At 54.8% G+C, this 17,234-nt stretch carries 17 protein-coding genes; 13 read left to right on the top strand and 4 right to left on the bottom strand.

Annotated elements, in window-relative coordinates:
- Positions 1 to 164 precede the first annotated feature (164 nt).
- Entirely contained in the window at positions 165 to 1,289 is a 1,125-nt protein-coding gene (locus tag ACR0EV_RS11230) for a mandelate racemase/muconate lactonizing enzyme family protein (protein WP_480800157.1), read from the bottom strand.
- A gap of 20 nt (positions 1,290 to 1,309) precedes the next feature.
- Entirely contained in the window at positions 1,310 to 2,071 is a 762-nt protein-coding gene (locus tag ACR0EV_RS11225; protein ID WP_480800156.1) for an SDR family oxidoreductase, read from the bottom strand.
- 158 nt (positions 2,072 to 2,229) lie between these two features.
- Here ACR0EV_RS11225 and ACR0EV_RS11220 point away from each other — a divergent pair, with 158 nt between their 5' ends.
- The 11 genes from ACR0EV_RS11220 (at position 2,230) to ACR0EV_RS11170 (ending at position 12,443) form a co-directional block, all read left to right on the top strand.
- Positions 2,230 to 3,009, top strand: coding sequence for an acetoacetate decarboxylase family protein (locus ACR0EV_RS11220; RefSeq protein WP_480800155.1), 780 nt, complete (start codon positions 2,230 to 2,232; stop codon positions 3,007 to 3,009).
- Entirely contained in the window at positions 3,006 to 3,968 is a 963-nt protein-coding gene (locus ACR0EV_RS11215; RefSeq protein ID WP_480800154.1) for a C-terminal binding protein, read from the top strand. Before ACR0EV_RS11220 ends, ACR0EV_RS11215 begins: the two co-directional genes overlap by 4 nt.
- A gap of 11 nt (positions 3,969 to 3,979) precedes the next feature.
- Entirely contained in the window at positions 3,980 to 4,822 is an 843-nt protein-coding gene (locus tag ACR0EV_RS11210; RefSeq protein WP_480800153.1) for a fumarylacetoacetate hydrolase family protein, read from the top strand.
- Between the two features lie 88 nt (positions 4,823 to 4,910).
- On the top strand, positions 4,911 to 5,948 hold the full coding sequence (locus ACR0EV_RS11205; protein WP_480800152.1) for a rhamnose ABC transporter substrate-binding protein: 1,038 nt from the start codon (positions 4,911 to 4,913) through the stop codon (positions 5,946 to 5,948).
- Positions 5,949 to 6,011: 63 nt separating this feature from the next.
- On the top strand, positions 6,012 to 7,520 hold the full coding sequence (locus tag ACR0EV_RS11200) for a sugar ABC transporter ATP-binding protein (RefSeq protein WP_480800151.1): 1,509 nt from the start codon (positions 6,012 to 6,014) through the stop codon (positions 7,518 to 7,520).
- Positions 7,520 to 8,584 carry an ABC transporter permease gene (locus ACR0EV_RS11195; RefSeq protein WP_480800150.1) on the top strand — a complete coding sequence of 355 codons (1,065 nt, stop codon included), beginning with the start codon at positions 7,520 to 7,522 and terminating at the stop codon, positions 8,582 to 8,584. The genes ACR0EV_RS11200 and ACR0EV_RS11195 overlap by 1 nt, the downstream gene beginning before the upstream one ends.
- Positions 8,581 to 9,552 (top strand): ABC transporter permease, encoded by a 972-nt coding sequence (locus ACR0EV_RS11190; RefSeq protein WP_480800149.1) that lies wholly within the window; start codon positions 8,581 to 8,583, stop codon positions 9,550 to 9,552. Before ACR0EV_RS11195 ends, ACR0EV_RS11190 begins: the two co-directional genes overlap by 4 nt.
- Positions 9,549 to 10,283, top strand: coding sequence for a FadR/GntR family transcriptional regulator (locus tag ACR0EV_RS11185; RefSeq protein WP_480800148.1), 735 nt, complete (start codon positions 9,549 to 9,551; stop codon positions 10,281 to 10,283). Before ACR0EV_RS11190 ends, ACR0EV_RS11185 begins: the two co-directional genes overlap by 4 nt.
- Positions 10,280 to 11,317: a Gfo/Idh/MocA family protein gene (locus ACR0EV_RS11180; protein ID WP_480800147.1), complete on the top strand. Its 1,038-nt coding sequence runs from the start codon at positions 10,280 to 10,282 to the stop codon at positions 11,315 to 11,317. The genes ACR0EV_RS11185 and ACR0EV_RS11180 overlap by 4 nt, the downstream gene beginning before the upstream one ends.
- Positions 11,314 to 12,129: a sugar phosphate isomerase/epimerase family protein gene (locus tag ACR0EV_RS11175; RefSeq protein WP_480800146.1), complete on the top strand. Its 816-nt coding sequence runs from the start codon at positions 11,314 to 11,316 to the stop codon at positions 12,127 to 12,129. The genes ACR0EV_RS11180 and ACR0EV_RS11175 overlap by 4 nt, the downstream gene beginning before the upstream one ends.
- Positions 12,129 to 12,443: an L-rhamnose mutarotase gene (locus tag ACR0EV_RS11170; protein ID WP_480800145.1), complete on the top strand. Its 315-nt coding sequence runs from the start codon at positions 12,129 to 12,131 to the stop codon at positions 12,441 to 12,443. Before ACR0EV_RS11175 ends, ACR0EV_RS11170 begins: the two co-directional genes overlap by 1 nt.
- 158 nt (positions 12,444 to 12,601) lie before the next feature.
- Here the strand turns inward: ACR0EV_RS11170 and ACR0EV_RS11165 are convergent, their stop codons facing one another.
- Together ACR0EV_RS11165 and ACR0EV_RS11160 are read right to left on the bottom strand one after the other, a co-directional pair.
- The gene (locus tag ACR0EV_RS11165) at positions 12,602 to 14,524 is read right to left on the bottom strand and encodes a DUF3604 domain-containing protein (RefSeq protein ID WP_480800144.1); all 1,923 of its coding nucleotides are present in this window, start codon (positions 14,522 to 14,524) and stop codon (positions 12,602 to 12,604) included.
- 288 nt (positions 14,525 to 14,812) lie between these two features.
- On the bottom strand, positions 14,813 to 15,667 hold the full coding sequence (locus ACR0EV_RS11160; protein ID WP_480800143.1) for a LysR family transcriptional regulator: 855 nt from the start codon (positions 15,665 to 15,667) through the stop codon (positions 14,813 to 14,815).
- 86 nt (positions 15,668 to 15,753) lie between these two features.
- Here ACR0EV_RS11160 and ACR0EV_RS11155 point away from each other — a divergent pair, with 86 nt between their 5' ends.
- Together ACR0EV_RS11155 and ACR0EV_RS11150 are read left to right on the top strand one after the other, a co-directional pair.
- Complete coding sequence (locus ACR0EV_RS11155) at positions 15,754 to 16,221, top strand: c-type cytochrome (RefSeq protein ID WP_480800142.1); 468 nt, start codon at positions 15,754 to 15,756, stop codon at positions 16,219 to 16,221.
- Between the two features lie 13 nt (positions 16,222 to 16,234).
- The gene (locus ACR0EV_RS11150; RefSeq protein ID WP_480800141.1) at positions 16,235 to 17,143 is read left to right on the top strand and encodes a c-type cytochrome; all 909 of its coding nucleotides are present in this window, start codon (positions 16,235 to 16,237) and stop codon (positions 17,141 to 17,143) included.
- The last annotated feature ends 91 nt before the right edge of the window (positions 17,144 to 17,234 follow it).

Raw genomic sequence — 17,234 nt, 5'->3', positions numbered from 1 at the left:
GGCAAGGCAATTGATTGGGAAGATCAAAAAGGTTGAAGGACATGTTTTGTCACAGAAGGTAAAATCCACTTGAATGTCACGGAAGGTTTGCGAAAACGGCACGCCACTGCGAGACTTTATTCTTACAGATTTCTAGCGGTTCTTTTAAACTTGAACGGCTGCGGTCAGCTTATTCGAGCCGACTCTACAAGATCTTCGTTAACTTCTATGCCCAGCCCTGGTCTGTCAGGGAATGCAATATATCCGTTCTTATGCCAGATCGGTTGATCGACCAGATCCTTCTGTGCAGGGCCGTATACGGGTTGAAGTTCCAGCAACCGGCAAGCGGGGGATGCAAAACTTAGCGCCTGACTGGCCGCACCGACAATAGCGGTAGAGAAGTTGTGCGCGTTGGCCTGCCGATTGTTCAGCGCGCATATCTCCGCGGCTTTACGAAACCCCGTGATGCCCTCTACGCGTCCCGGATCCAGCCCGACAACATCGACTGTTCCGGTGTTTACGATGTGCTCGACTCCTCGAGCGTTCCACTCTCTCTCACCGTATGCGATCCGGATTCCGCTGGCTGCGCGCAACGCGGCGTAACCTTCGGGGTCGTCGTGGCCAAGTGGTTCTTCAAGCCAGGCAACGCCACGCTCTTCAAAGGCCTTTGCGCGGCGGATCGCGGTTGGTACGTCCCAGTGGTTCTTAACGCCCAAATCCACCATCAGATCTTTGTCCGGACCCATTGCCGCCTGCACTTTTTCCACGAACTCCAGATCGCGGGCTTCTTCGAATCCGAGATGGGCGTTACCCGCCTTCCCGAAACCGACCTTCGCGCCGTGAAGTCCGGTTGATGTATGTGCCGCAATTTCTTCGGCCATTTCTTCTATCCGCGCCTTTGTGCCATGCAGGCTTGCGATTGCCGGAAGCCTTTCGCGGGCGGGTCCTCCAAGGAGATCAAGTATACTGGTACTCAGCTGCTTGCCTTTGAGATCCCAAAGCGCAATGTCGATCCCTGAAATTGCGAAGGACGCGATACCTGCACCCGTGCCATACCACCAACTGTGCTCTTTCAGCTTTAACCAGATGGTCTCGGTTTGAAGTGGTGATTGGCCGACGACTAGTTCTGACATTCCCAAGACAATGTTAGCTGCGGCCAGCGCGGCTTCTGGGAAATAAGTGCAGGCTTCACCCCAGCCGCACCGACCTTCGGTATCCGTGATTTTCACAAGGCAAACCGCACGGAAGCGGTTATGGTCCGTCGGCTCCCGATAAGAAACTGGAATTGCCTCAACCTTTTTGACCTTCATGGTGTATCCCCGTTAAGCAACTACGCCATCCTTGTCCTGAAGAAGTCGTCGCGCACGTCCAAGATTACGTCCTCAAGCTTACGAGCTTCAGAACTGCAAAGCCATGCCATCACACTGGCAGGAACTTCGGGATGCACGAGGTCTTCCTTAGGTATCTTGCTAATCGGGTTCAGACCGGCGTCACGGATTTCAGATTGCATCTCGGTATCCGTTGGTGGGATTCCAATGAAAAAGAATTGGACATCACTTCGTTCGAGATCTTTTGCGAACATCAACGTCATCATTCGTGCAGCGGCTTTGGAGGTGCAGTAAACGGCCCAGCCTTCCATTGGTGTCGTGGCAGCGCCGGTGCCCGAGTTAACGACAACCCCTTGTGAAGCCTGCAACAAAGGGAGCGCCGCGCATGTCATTCGGTGCAATCCAAATGCGTTGACTTCGTAGGTCTGGAGCAGAGATTCCGTTGGCAGAGTGTCCACATGACCGATTGGAGCAATCGCACCTGCGTTATTGACCAATGCGTCAAGCTGCCCGGTGGCAGCCTTGATTTTGGTCAGGGCCGACGCGACGGATTTCGGATCGGTGACGTCCAGTTCCAGTTGCGTACAGTTGTCGAGCAAACCGGAAGTACTTTCATCGGGTGTCCCATAGATCCCAGAAAAAACAGTAGCTCCGTGGTCGGCGAGGAGCTTTGAAAGGTGCGCACCTATGCCGCGACCCGCGCCAGTGACCAGGATTGTCCGGCCCGAAAGATCAGGCACATCTATGGGGGTGAGGTCAAACATTTCTCTTGTGATCCTTGTCGAATTGCGCAAAATTGGTCAGACCAATTAATTGGTAAAGCGGTCTAACCACGCTGTCAAAGGTAAAGACCGGTGCAAGGATACAACGAGGTTGACACCAAAGTGTCCGAAATCTGCGGGATTGGGCGACGGGAGAAATGATGCGCCAAAAAACTTACGGAATGACAAGGCCAACCGAGGACGACATCCGCGCGCCCGGATTTTCGACCCCGTGGGACGCCCCAATGGTGCCGCCATTCCCGTTCGAGTTCCGCAATGCTCAGATACTGACGCTCTACTGGCGTACCGACCCCGAGGCGATGGCTTTTCTTTTGCCTCCGCCACTAGAACCGGTCGGGGACGTGGCCTGTGCCCATATCTACAAGATGAACGACACCGACTGGGTCGGGCCTTATTTCGAAGCCAATGTGATGTTCGGCGCACGTCTCGGCGACCGGGCGGGTGCCTATTCGCCCTATCTCGCACTGGCCTCTGACGTAGGTGTAGCGCATGGCCGCGAAGTACATGGCCAGCCAAAAAAACTTGGAAACCCAAGTGTTGAGTATCGGGGCGATCTCATTGTCGGTGGAGTCGAGCGAAACGGCATCGACGTTATTACAGGCACCATGGCTTATAAGCAGGTGCGCGCGGAAGCGGGTGATCTGGCTCCACATTTCGACTTTGCCACCAACATCAATCTCAAGGCGATCGACCATATCGACGGGCGTCCGGCCATTCGACAACTCACCAGCCGGCGACTGGAAAATGTGATCGTGCACGAAGCGTGGCGCGGTCCATGCACGGTCGAGCTGCGCCCGAACGCACAACTGCCAGTATTCCGTTTGCCAGTGATAGAGCCGCTTGAGGGCTTTTTCTGGCGGGCGGATTTCACGCTTGTGCAGGGCGAGATCATTCATGACTATCTGGAGGGGTTCGTATGAGCCAGAAAGTTGTCGTCACCGACTATACTTTTCCGGACCTTGCCCCTGAACAGGCCGCTGCAACCGCAGCCGGAGCCAGTTTTGCAGCCTATCAATGCAGAACCGACGAGGAAGTTGCAGACGCCGTGGCTGAGGCAGATGCGGTTGCGGTGCAATTCGCGGCCTTCGGTCCCAAGGCAGCTATGGCAGTCAAGCCCGGCGCAACGGTTATTCGCTATGGGGTAGGCTTTGACAATATCAACCTGCAAGCGGCGGCTAAGGCTGGTCTCAGGTTGGGCTATGTGCCGGATTATTGTGTAGACGAAGTGGCCGAGCACACAGCAGCTTCGGTGCTGACGCTTCTGCGCAAGCTGGTGACGCTCGATGCTTCGGTTCGGGAGGGAGATTGGAAAGCGGTGGCGGCCGCCAAACCTATGAAGCCGTTCAGAGAGACTGTCATAGGCTTCTTCGGGATGGGCCAAATTGGCAGCGAGGTGAAAAACCGCCTTTCAGGCTTTGGCTTCAAGTTCATTGTATCGGACCCCGGCTTGAGCGAAGAGCGCGCAGCGGCGGCCGGGGTGACGCTGGTGTCTCCCGACGAGCTTCTTGCCAAAGCTGACCTTATCTCGCTTCACGCGCCGGGCACACCGGCCACAACCGGCTTTTTCAATGCTGAACGACTGGCTTTGATGCAACCACACGCGATGCTTGTGAATTCGGCGCGTGGCCAGCTTATTGTCGAGGACGATCTGGCTGTGGCGCTGATCAACGGGACTATCGGCGGCGCCGCTCTGGATGTCTTTGCGACCGAGCCGCTACCTGTGGATTCGCCCCTTCGCGATGCACCGCGTTGCCTGCTGACCCCACATGCTGCCTGGTATTCAGAAGCTGCCATTGGCCGCCTGCAGAACCTTGTAGCCGATGACTTAGCACGCGGTCTTCGTGGTGAAGCACCGCGCAAACCGATTCCAACGATTTAAGGACACCCGAGATGAAACTCATGCGTGTTGGCCCAATTGGACAGGAAGTGCCAGCAGTACTCGACGCGGATGGCGTGGTCCGCGATCTGTCTGCCCAGATCCACGACATTGCGGGCGATACGCTTCTTGATGCCTCGCTAGAAATGCTGCGTGGGCTGGATGTTTCAAGCCTTCCTGAGATGGACGCTAATACCAGAATCGGGGCCTGCGTCGCCGGGGTAGGTAAAATCATTTGTATCGGGTTGAACTACTCTGACCATGCTGCGGAATCCGGGATGCCAGTACCCGACGAACCGATCCTTTTCATGAAGGCCACGACTTCGCTTTGTGGGCCAAACGACGAGGTATTGATCCCACGCGGATCACAGAAAACGGACTGGGAAGTCGAGCTTGCAGTCGTCATCGGAAAGACGGCCCGCTATGTAGATGAGGCCGAGGCGCTAAATCATGTTGCAGGATATTGCGTGTGCAACGACATCTCTGAGCGTGAGTATCAGCTTGAGCGTGGCGGGCAGTGGGTGAAGGGCAAAAGTGCTGACACTTTCGCGCCGCTTGGGCCTTGGCTTGTCACCCGTGACGAGATTCCCGATCCATCGAACCTTGGCATGTGGCTGGATGTAGATGGGTACCGCTTTCAGGATGGCTCAACGAAGACAATGATCTTCGGTGTTGCGCATCTTATTTCTTACATCTCGCAGTTCATGACGCTTGAAGCCGGCGACGTGATCTCGACGGGAACTCCGCCCGGTGTCGGGTTAGGGCAAAAACCACCGGTTTATCTGCGTAAAGGGCAAGTGATGGAACTGGGGATCGAAGGTTTGGGCAAGCAGCGTCAGACCGTGGGGCAAGCATAGGAGCGGCCCGAGCAAAACAAAGGCCCAAGGCAGGGAGCAGAGCCGGGAAACAGCGTAAAACCAACAGATTATACGGAGGAGAAGTTCGATGAATTCAACCAAAACCCTTGGCCTTGCTGCGGCCCTCATGATGAGTGCTGCGGGCATCGCGAGCGCACAGACTGTACTGGAGAAGGGCCAGTCCGTTGACATGGTGCTTTTACCAAAATTCCTCGGCATTCTGGTTTTCGATCAGGCTAACGAGGGCGCTCAGGAAGCCCATGCCGAGCTTGGTAATCCCGGTGAACTCCTGTTTGTCGGTCCAACCCCCGAGAACTCTGTGGCCGGGCAGATCGAAATCATGACCACCTCAACCACTCAGGGGCAGGGTGCCGTAATGTTGTCGAACAATGCCGGTGACCAGATCGCACCCGCCGCCGCGGCCGCGCAAGCCGCTGGCACACGCGTGGTGACCTGGGACAGCCCCATCCCCAGCGGAGAAGGCGAGGATGTGTTTGTCGCGCAGGTGGATTTCGGATCGATAGGAACGGTTATGGCCGACATGGCGCATTCGATCCTCGGCGGCGAAGGCCAGATGGCGGTACTGTCGGCGACGCCGGACGCCGCAAACCAGAACGCCTGGATCGCCTCGATGCAGAAGGCGCTTGAGGGCGAGAAATACGCAGGTATCGAGTTGGTCGATATCGTCTATGGCGATGATCAGGCCGAGGTAAGCTATAATCGCGCCTTGTCCTTGGTAGACCAGTACCCTGATCTTGGCGTGATCATGTCGCCAACTACGGTTGGTATACAGGCCGCCTCTAAGGCGATGCAGGACGAAGGATTGTGCGATCAAATCAAGGTCTCGGGTCTGGGACTGCCGTCGGAAATGGTGTCCTACACTATGAATGGGTGCGCGCCTGAGTTTGCACTCTGGGATTTCCGCGATCTTGGCTACCTCACCTATTACACGGCTTACGGTCTTGCGACCGGCCAGTTGACCGGTGACATCGGCGAGAGCTTCACCGCCGGACGGATGGGTGACTACTCGATCGAGGAAGATCCAGGACGCCCAGGTACCAAGCGCATCCTGATGGGGCCATTTACGGTCTATACCAGCGAAAACGTCGAAGCCGCCGCGCAATAAGGAGTCATTGCCCGGACCGTGGCGGGGTTCTCGCTCTCGCCACGGTTTGAAGGCACAATCGATATGTCCGATCCAATTCTCGAACTGCAGAATGTGTCGAAATCCTTCGGGATGACGCACGCGTTGAAGGATATGTCGCTGGCTCTGATGCCGGGTGAGGTGCACGCGCTGGTGGGTGAAAACGGTGCCGGAAAGTCGACCATGATCAAGATCATGACCGGCATTCACCAACCCAGCGGCGGTTCGATTGCCGTTGATGGAGAGGTGCAACACATTTCCGGGCCGCAGGTTGCGCGCGCTCTTGGTATCGCCGCGATCTATCAGGAACCGATGGTGTTTCCTGATCTCGATGTGGCCGAGAACATTTTTATCTCTGCACGATCCGAGGGTGTCTGGTTGCGTTTGAGAGAACAGCGACGGCGCGCACGCGAGCTTATTGCCCGCATAGGCATGAATTTCGACGTTGATCAGGTGTCCAGCGGCTTGACGTTGGCAGAACAACAGGCGGTTGAAATCGCCAGAGCGCTTTCTGAGGATGTGCGCGTATTGGTCATGGATGAACCCACGGCGTCACTGTCGGCCCACGAGGCCGCGCAATTGCGTCGTGTCGCCAAAACCCTGGCCGCGGATGGTGTGGCGGTGGTCTATATCTCCCATCGCTTGGAAGAAGTATTCGAAATCGCCGATAGGGTAACGGTCATCCGAGATGGAAGCCATGTCTCCACACGGCCCATTGCCGAAGTAACGTCCGAGGGGATGATTGCGGAAATGGTTGGCCGGGACGTCGGAAATTTCTTCGCCAAAGCCGTCAGCACAGCGACAGAGGACACGGTGTTGGAGGTCGAAAACCTAACTCTCGACGGCACATTTGAAGACATCTCATTCAAGTTACACAAAGGCGAAGTCTTGTGCATGGCCGGTCTGGTCGGGGCTAGGCGCACGGACGTGGCACTTTCTATCTTTGGAATTGAACCTGCGACCGGTGGCACGATCCGCGTGCATGGTCGCAAGCTTAACCTCACGACACCAAAACAGGTCATGGACGTCGGCATTGCCTATGTTTCTGAAGATCGCCGCAAGCTTGGCCTTGCCATGCCCATGCCGATCCGAGCCAACATGACGGCCGCTACGCTTAACGCGTTCCTGAGCCGCTTGGGTATTCTGGATCTCGAAAAAGAGCGCGCCGTTGCAGAGGATTTTCGAAACCGCCTGAATATCCGTACGCCAGATGTCGAGACTGTCGTTGGTACTCTGTCCGGAGGCAACCAACAAAAGGTGATGTTATCGAAATGGCTGAACATGGATCCCAAAATCCTAATCTTCGACGAACCCACGCGTGGCATTGATGTGGGCGCAAAAGCCGAAGTTCACAACCTGATCCGTGCGTTTGTGGCCGCGGGCGGAGCCGCTTTGGTCATTTCCTCTGATCTGCCCGAAGTTCTTGCGCTTGGTGATCGAATCCTTGTCATGCGCGAGGGCCTTCAAATGGGTGTGCTCGACTCCGAGCAGGCAACACAAGAGAAGATCATGGTGCTTGCCACAGGGCAGGCCGACACGAGGGAGGCGTCATAATGCGTCGCGCCTTGGGCCGTCTCAACCCGCAAACCCTGCGCATTTTGGCTTTGCTTATTGTTCTGGCGGCGGTTGTATTGTTTTTCGCATCGGTCGTCGCAAACTATCTTAATGGGCGATTGTTCAACCGTATTTCCAGCTCGGTGGCGATCATGGCGCTGATCGCCACAGCGCAAACCATTGTGATCATTACGCGAAACATCGACCTATCTATCGGATCAGTTGTTGGCTTTGTTGCCTTTGCGACTGGAAGCCTGGTCACAAACAACCCAGAACTCCCACCAATCGTTCTGGTTTCCTACGCGATGGGTCTGGGTGCAGTGTTTGGCGCGATCAATGGCCTGCTTGTGGCTTTTGCGAAAGTTCCATCAATCATCGTGACACTTGGCACAATGGCTCTGTTTCGGTCAGCTTTGGTCGAGTACTCGGACAGTAAATCAATCTCGACCGCTAATTTGCCTGAATGGCTGGTCACGTTTCCCAACACCGTGCTTTGGCAATGGGGGCAGATGCAGTTTCGGGCTGCATTTGTGGCGGCGGTTGTTGTAGTCGTAATTGTGCACATAGCGCTGACACGACTTCGGGCCGCACGCAGACTCTATGCAATAGGCTCCAATCCCGAAGCCGCAGAAATGGCGGGTATAAACACGCGAAAGACCGTTTTCTTTGCTTTTGTATTTGCTGGTGCGCTTGCCGGGCTTGCCGGGTTCATGTTCCTTGCCCGTTTCGGCACGATCACCGTAGTCGCAGGTTTGGGCTTTGAGTTGAAATCTGTGGCAGCAGCTGTGGTAGGCGGGGTTAACATCTTTGGCGGATCGGGCACTGTTATAGGTGCTTTGATCGGGGCCATACTTGTTGATTTGATCGACACCAGCTTGGTACGCTGGCAGTTGGTCAGTGAGTTTTGGCGTGAAGCGGTGCTTGGCCTTCTCATACTCCTGTCGGTGTCTGTGGACGCATTATTGATGCGTCGGCTGACAGCTGCGCGCCAAGCCCGCGAGCACAAGCGCGCGGAGGAAAAAATACAAAGCCAAACCCGTTCGAAGCAAAGGATCCCGGGATGATCTTGCTCGACAAGCTAAAGAGTTGGGAAGGCTTTCTTCTGGGGCTTGCAGTCCTGATCTTTGCGGTCAATTCCATGCTATCGCCGCAGTTTCTAACATTGTCGAACCAGATCAACCTGTTTCAGCTTTCGATTGAGAAGATCATTGTCGCGCTGATTATGACACTGATCATAATTAATGCCGAAATTGATCTGTCGGTGGGATCAATGATGGGGCTTTCGGCTTGTGCCTTCGGTTTTATGTTTGCTGCAGGTTTCCCTGCGGGTCTTGCCTGTCTGATGGCATTGGGAATAGGCGTCGTCGGTGGGGCCCTCAACGGCTACTTCATTGCGTATGTCGGGCTACCTTCGCTTGTCGTAACACTGGCAACACTCATCGGGTTTCGTGGCATGGCAAGGGTTCTGGTCGAAGATCGCGGAATTACCGATTTTCCGGAGTGGTTCGATAGGCTCGGTCAACAGGGGCTGATTGGTGACATTCCCTTGTCCCTAATTCTGTTCGTTGTGCTGTTTGCGGTGCTGTATATCGTTCTTCAGCGCAGCGGCTTTGGACGCAAGACTTACTTGATCGGCAACAATAGAGAAGTTGCTACATTCGCGGGGATCGACACGGCGCGTCACAAACTGCTTCTGTTTACGGCTTCCGGTGGGATTGCTGCACTCGCAGGGCTTTTGTTTGCCGCGCGCGTCGGAGCTGTTCGTGGCGATGTAGCCAACGGGTTCGAGCTGGACATTATCACGATGGTGCTTTTGGGAGGTGTCAGTATCTTCGGCGGGCGTGGATCGTTAGTCGGGACACTCCTAGCGGTTCTCATCGTATTGAACCTGCGCAATGGCATGGCGCTCATGAATATTACCGGCCATATCCAGACCGGTGTGATCGGTGTCTTGCTTATAGCATCAGTTATCGGCCCGAGGATCAAGGTAAGTGCGCTGTCCCGCAAATTGGCGCAAGGAGCAAACTCATGACAAAGAAAGCTTCGGCAATCTTCACAGAAACACCCATAGCCCGGGAATCTGTGTCTGAAATTGTCGCAAAGCGAATTCTCGAGCTGGTCACGTCAAGGGCTTTGAAGCCTGGCGATCAGTTGCCGCCCGAACGCGAGCTGGCAGAGATGCTTGACGTATCGCGCCCTTCTGTCCGCGAAGCAATTCGCGGGCTTTCAATTCTTGGGGTGATCCGAAGCCGACAAGGTGGTGGAGCATTCATCAGTGAGTTGGACGCGGACGCGCTTTTGGGACCAATCCGGTTCTTTCTTGAACTCGAAGACCTCAACATACGCGAGCTCTATGATGCCCGCGCCTTGATTGAAGGGGATGTTGCGCGTCGTGCAGCGACTGAGATGACCGACGACCAACTGGCTGAATTAGAGGGCTTGCTGGAATCTCAGGTCGAAACGGTCTCGGATCCGAAGGCGTTTCGCGTCGCCGATCTCAAGTTTCACGAAGCGATCTGGGCGGGTTGTGGAAATGCCTTTCTAAAACGCATTGGCGAAAGCCTGAACGCCCTGGGCTTGGAATTCCGGCGCCGTGCATCCGAGAACCCTGTTGTACTGGAACAAAGCCTCAAGGATCACCGTAGGCTGTTTGAAGCTTTGAAGAGGCGCGAACCGTTAGCCGCTGCGGAAGCCGCCGAGGTGCATATGCAAAATGTCTACAGGTCCACTATCGCGCAAGACATCAAGGAGGAAAAACCATGACGGCCAGAATTGGTGTGGTGGGGGTCGGCTGGTGGGCTACGTTCAACCACATTCCAACCATCGATGACTGTGCGGAGGCTGATATTGTCGCGATCTGTGACCTCGATTGCGAAAGACTGAACACCGCAGGTGACGCCTTCGGTATCGCGCGTCGGTACACCGATTTTGACGCTATGCTTGCGGCCGAACGACTCGATGGCGTAATGATTTCAACTCCGCACGTGGCGCACACAGCGCCAGCCATCGCCGCGCTGCGTGCGGGTGCCCATGTTTTGGTTGAAAAACCGATGGCAACAGCGGCGGCGGATGGTCGTGCAATTGCTGCGGCGGCACGTGAAGCCAAGCGTGAAGTGTTGGTCCCGACTGGGCTGAATTTTGAAGGGTACACAGAAAGGGCGCGCCGTTGGGTTGCCGACGGAAGGGTGGGGGATGTGCGCCATATCGTTTGCCAGATGGGCTCGCCACTCCACGATTTGTTCGCAGGAGAACCGATGATGGAAACGGCCGACCATTTCTTCCGCCCTCCGGCATCGACATGGGCTGATCCTAAAAAGGCTGGTGGCTACGCATGGGGGCAGATGAGCCATTCGCTTGCATGGATGATCCATGTCTCGGGACTTTCGGTGGCACAGGTCTATTGCGCCGCTGGGCAGTCGCCTACCGGTGTTGATTTCTACGACGCGGCAACCGCGCGCGCCTCGAACGGGGCAACGATCGTATTGTCTGGTGCATCGACTGTGCCCAAGCATCGCGGCATGCACACAGACGTTCGAATCTACGGAACCGAGGGAATGATCCTGTTCGATAACCAGCGCGCGACAGTCGAGCTTTGGCGCCTAGATGGCGAGGACGACACGCTCAGGCTGGACCGCCCTGAATATGACGGTGCGTTGCCGGTTCGAATCTTTGCTAAGCTCTGCGCAGGCGAAAGTGTCAACAACGCCAGTAATGCCGAATGTGGTGCTGAAGTTACGGCAACGATAGACGCTCTGTACCGATCCGCCGCTTCAGGTAAACCGGAGGATGTGGAATGAGACTTTCCCTCACTGCCTGGTCATTGCCTTCCTGCACACTGTCCGAGGCGGCAGGCATTTCGAAGGCTCTTGGAATTGGTGCCCTGGACGTTGGCCTGTTTTACCGTTCAGCGCTGAACAAAGCTGAAATCCTGACCGACCCGACGGCTGCCGCGGAACGTCTGGCCAGTCTTGGCGTTGACATTCCCAACTACTATCATTTGTTCGGCGAAGGGCTTGACGGCAGAAACCTGGCTGCGGAGGGCACGCTGCGCGACAACTTAAAGGACTTGAAACAGGTCTTGACCTTTGCCGATACCGCAGGGATCGGAACCGTGTTTATCCTTCCCGGTGTCGTCAATCCGGGGCAATCCCGAGCGGATGCCGAAGCAGAGTCAACCCGATCGCTTACCGAAATGCAGGCGCTCTCAGAAGACCATAAGGCGACACTCTGCATCGAACCGCATGTTCATTCATTTGCCGAGTCTCCCGCGATAGCGCAGCGCCTCGCAGAAGCCACAGGTATAAGACTGGCGTTGGACTATTCGCACTTTGCTTGCCTTGGCTACAGACAAGAAGAAATCGATCCGCTTGCACCTTATGCCGCCCACGTGCATCTAAGACAGGCGAAGATGGGAGCACTTCAGACGAAGTTTGCTCATGGCACACTGAATTTCCCTGCGATGTTTGGAACTCTGCGTGATGCGGGGTACTCAGGAGCTTTGGCCATCGAGCCGGTGCATCAGGACTATATGAATACGCTCTTCGAAGATGTCCTGACCGAGATCATTGCACTGCGCGACTGCTTTAATACCTGGAAGGAGGGTTCGTAATGGCATCCTATGCTTGGGTCCTTGAGGTGCGCCCCGGATATGAAGAGGAATACAAGAAGCGTCATGACGAGATTTGGCCGGAAATGCTTGAAACGCTGCAAGATGCAGGTATCAAAAACTACAACATTTTCCGACACGGTCTTACTCTTTTTGGCTATTTCGAAACGGACAACCTTGAACGGGCTCAAGCGCATCTAAAAGACTGTCCGGTTAACGCAAAATGGGGCGCGTGGATGGGGCCAATCATGAAGATTGAGATTGATGAGAATACGCAATTCCCGTTCTTACTGCCGCTACAGTTCCACATGGAATAGTGCGCGCTATTTGCGTCAAAAACGATCCAAGGTGGCTTTGCCCGTACCAATCGATTGGGATTTGTCAGAAATCTAAGGTTCAAAAGGTCTTCAAGATTTGGAGTAACGGTCGAGGCGGCAGTAACCGCCCCGGCATTGATTGTCATGTGTGGACCCGATCATTCCGCTGGCGTGTACCAAATCGGAGATGAATAGGCGCGTTCCTGATGCGTAAGTACAGCATCTGCAGGAAGCTCAGCGCCAAATCGCAGCTTATCGTACAGCACCCAACGCGGGGTCGGGATTTCGATGGCGCGAACGTAATAGAACGCCCTCTCATTCGGATCAAAATCGGGGTCAGTCCAAACAGTCACAAGTTCGGCAGTTCCAATTGTGTTGGTCCAACTGGCAGTTTCCACATCGACCGTATTTCCAACCGCAGGGATCTTACCGTTGTCATCGGCAACTCGGTTGTCCGACCACGCAACGTCGTAAACCTTTTCCTGCATGGCTCCTTCAGAATCCAGCCAACCTTTGACCACCTGCACGCGATCAAGGTTGGCGCCGACCGGGTCGCGCAGGGCGGCAATCAGGAAAGAGGGCGCGCCATCACCCTCGCGAGGGCGAAGGTCTGACCCCATTGGAACACCTTTGGTGTAGCCGACATTCGCAAGGAAACGGGTTTCAACATCCGCTTCATTGAAGTCCCACCCGCCAAAGAACCGCAGGCCTATACGTGGCCCAGTGGTCGCGTAGGTTTCACGCCGTTTGAATGCATCAAAGATCGCAGCGCGCGTGTTGTCTGTGGCCCATACTGCGGTGTATCCGGAAGCAACAAGCAGGTCGCCGGGAATCTCTCCTAAATCATTGGCGATGAATGGATGTTGGATGCGCGAGGCCGAAGGTTCGACACTCACCGATTTTCCAAAGAAGTTATCCTCTTCTGCTGTGGCCAAAGAGGTATGGCTGTCCGTCGCGCCACCCATTCCGAACTTGTAGGGGTTCACGCCGAACTTTTCTTCCAGCATCAAACCGCGTTTCAATGCCTCTCGGGCATATTCGCCAGCCAGCATGTCGTCAGTCTTTAGCTCGGTAATGTCCAGATTACCGACATCCCAGTTCTCGTAATCCGCAAATTCATCGTCGGGGCTCAGGAAGGGGTGTGCTTCGCCATCGCCCTTGATTTGAGTGACCTCATAATGGGGTTCCCATTTCGCACGGGCTGCCACGTATTCCTCGTCGACCTTGCCGCCGTGATACGTGTCTTCGGTTGGGAACATCCATCCATTTGACAGATTGCCGTTATGCGCAAAGGCAACGGCACGCCCCCCTGTCTTTTCCTGATACTCTTCCAGCCATGCGTAGAGGGATTTGGGATCCGTATCGCCGTAAGGCGGCTGCGTGACCGGAGGAACCATTTGCAAAGCTCGGATCGGCCCATCGCGAAGCATGACGTTCCGGTGCAGGTTGAAACCTTTGGGCACCGATGTCCACTCGAACCCGATGAAAGCCGTAAAGTTGCCGGGATCGTTGTGCTTCTCAGCGGCCAAGACAATGTGTTCCCAAGTGAAAGCAAAGGCGTCGGCACCGGGGCTGTATGACTCCAACAGAACTTCGGGCAATGTCATTTGTGAGAAGTTGGTGATGATGTCGAAGGCGGTTTTTCCGGCCTCTTCACCACCCGCCTTGTAGCCTTCGTACCATTCCAATCCTTTTGGATCAGCCAGTACACCTGGCTTACCCGCCTGAAGATCCGGTGCAAAACCCATCAAGTCAGTATGATCCGTCAGCACCATCCAATCCAGCGGACGGGCCAGCCTTACCGGTTGCCCGGTGGAAGAAATGACCTGTTCACCTTTTGCAAAACGCCATGCTTCATCTGGCAGCAGGGTGTTTCCGAAAGCGCCTGCATCCAGCGAAAGCCCGGTGTGAAGATGCGTATCGCCCCATAACGGGCGCTCGGGAAAAGAGCGCTCAGCATACGGGGAATACGGCTGATCTGAGAATAATCCTTCCGCCGCTTCTTTGCTTGGAACCGCGTCGGCAAAGACCGTCGTTGATGCCAGTATAAACGAGATAGAACATCCAAACGTACGAAGCATTTTTGACCTCCCAAATCAAGATTGCCCGGTTGCGCTTTGAAATTGCACTACAACAAATCATATTCGTATCTCTCTATATCATATTGAATTTCTTTTTTGCGGAAATATTTACGTCTCGGTTTTTGTGACTGAGAAGCACGTGGAAAACGCCAAGAAATTCGAACAATTCTTGAACACCAGCAGCGGAAAACGGTCTTTGTGCAGGCGGTACGTCAGTTCTGTTTCAGGCTTGAGGGTTCTAGATGATCTAGCCGCTGATTGTCCAAACCAAGGGCGTACCGCTGGTCCTCAAGAGTAATACCCCGTCAGGGTGCTAGCTAAGCGTTCCACCAACGCTTTTTGTACAACTGCAAACCTTGGAGTGTTTGCAATTTCGTCTAGCGTCGCGACCCAGAGCGGAACCTCGATTTCCGGATCCTCGTCGTGTGATCGTCGAAGTCTGGGGTCCGTGCCGCCAATAAACGTGGGCAAAAACGTTTTACCAACTCCCGAAGCTGCCATCTGCTGAAGTACTAGAAAACTGTCTGATCCGTTGGTCATTTGATCAACGCTCACATGTTCTGCAAGCCATTTAGCAGGGAGCGAACGGCTTAACGCCCCATCAAGTCTCATCCATTTACGATCGGGGAACCCGTCGTCAAAGATGCCGAAGGTCAGCACCCCTGCGCGCTGCCCAATGAGTCCTTCTCCGAGCTTTATCGACGGGCGCACAGCAATGTCTGCAGTCAGCCGGGACAGATCATGGTGACTGTTTCCACTCAGTAAAGTCAGTTTCAAGCCAGGGTAAAGCTGCGAGATTTCGTGCAAGATCTGAGGCAGAACAATCTGACAAAGACTAACTGTGGAAGTGATACGTACGTGCCCAACAGGAGAACGATTTGCACCCACAATTGCCCGCTCAACCGACAATACCGCATCTTCAACGCTTTCTATGGCCGAGAGGATTGCATTGGCTTCCGGCAGAACGGAGTAACCGGACGGGCCCTTCTGAAAAACCAAACAACCGTATTGCTCTTCGAATGCTGCAACTCGACGAAGGACTGTAGCATGCGTGACCCCCAGCGCCGCCGCAGCTGCATTCAATGACCCGTGTTTACTGACGGCAAGCGCGTATCGAATGTTGTCCCAATTGCTCTTGTTCATAATTTAACAACAGATGACGAATAACAAACAATTACAAGAAATTTTGTTCAAGCTAATATTCCCCGTGTTGAACAGGGAGACACATCATGAAGCAGAAGTTCACAGTCTTCGCGGCAGGTCTGTTGTCAGTTGCCGCAATTGGCGTTGCCGTAGCCCATGAAAGTGAAAACCCGGCTGTGAAGGCCCGGACCTCGATCATGCAGCTTTATGCATTCAACCTCGGTACTCTTGGCGGCATGGCAAAAGGAGAAACGGAGTATGACGCAGAGGCAGCCACGCGAGCTGCCAACAATCTGGTTGTGCTTACACAGATCGATCAGTCTGCAATGTGGCCGGCTGGATCTGACAATGTATCCGATCCATCCAGCCGTGCTCTGCCCGCGATTTGGGAGAACTTTCCCGACGTTGGTGCAAAAGGGCAAGCTATGGCAGACGCCGCAGTTGCGATGCAGGCTGCCGCAGGGCAGGATGTCGAAGCGCTAAAAGCGGCAATGGGCGATCTGGGTGGTAGCTGTTCAGCATGTCACAAAACATACAGAGCACCAAAGAACTGATTAGGCATTGACCGTGCGGCGTTATCTTCTCATTGCCGCTTGTACTGTGGTTTTGGTCGGGCTGGCCGGTTTGGTGCTGACCCGACCGCAAAAAGTAGAACAGGCAAAGCTGGCAGATGTCACCCCTGATCTCGCAAGGGGAGAGATCGTCTTTTACGCAGCCGGATGTGCTTCTTGCCACTCAGCCCCAGACGCTAAAGGAGAGGAAAAGCTTGTACTTTCTGGTGGTCGGCGGTTTGAGACAGAGTTTGGCACTTTTGTTGCCCCTAACATTTCCAGCGATCCTGAAACGGGTATTGGGTCCTGGTCCGCGGTGGATCTGGCCAATGCCCTACTTCACGGAACCGGACCCGAAGGGCAGCACTATTATCCCGCCTTTCCATATACGTCTTATGCCAACATGAAAGTGGAAGATGTCACTTCGCTTCACGCGTTCCTTGCCACTCTGCCAGCGGTCTCTGCCGAAAGCGACCCGCATGAGATTGGCTTTCCCTTCAGTATTAGGCAAGGATTGGGGGTATGGAAGCTTTTGAACATGGCGCCAGGTTGGGTAGTTACCGAGGAACTGACCGACCAACAAAGACATGGCCGGTATCTGGTGGAGGCGCTGGGCCACTGTGCTGAATGTCATACGCCGCGGAATGGTTTAGGTGGTTTGAAACGTGATCTCTGGCTGACAGGTGCGCCAAACCCAAATGGGAAAGGCCGTATCCCAAGCCTAACCGCTGACCAGCTTGATTGGTCCGAAGCGGATATAGCCGAATACCTCAAGTCCGGTTTCACGCCAGATTATGACAGCGCTGGTGGTGAGATGGTCGAAGTTATCGAAAACACCTCTCGTCTGTCTGATGAGGATCGTCTGGCGATAGCTGCCTATCTCAAGGTTGTTCCTGTCCCTCCGGCTGGTCATAACCCTAGCTAGTGGCGGTACACCGGTGCCAGTTACCTTGTTTTACCGCCGCGCGTTACGGCGGAGCATATGGCTTGAACACCCGTGATGTGACGTTCACGTC

It is taken from the genome of Ruegeria sp. CF8, from assembly GCF_056537285.1.
The sequence above is the reverse complement of the archived record's forward strand: the minus strand, read 5'-3'. Positions and strand labels throughout refer to the sequence as shown.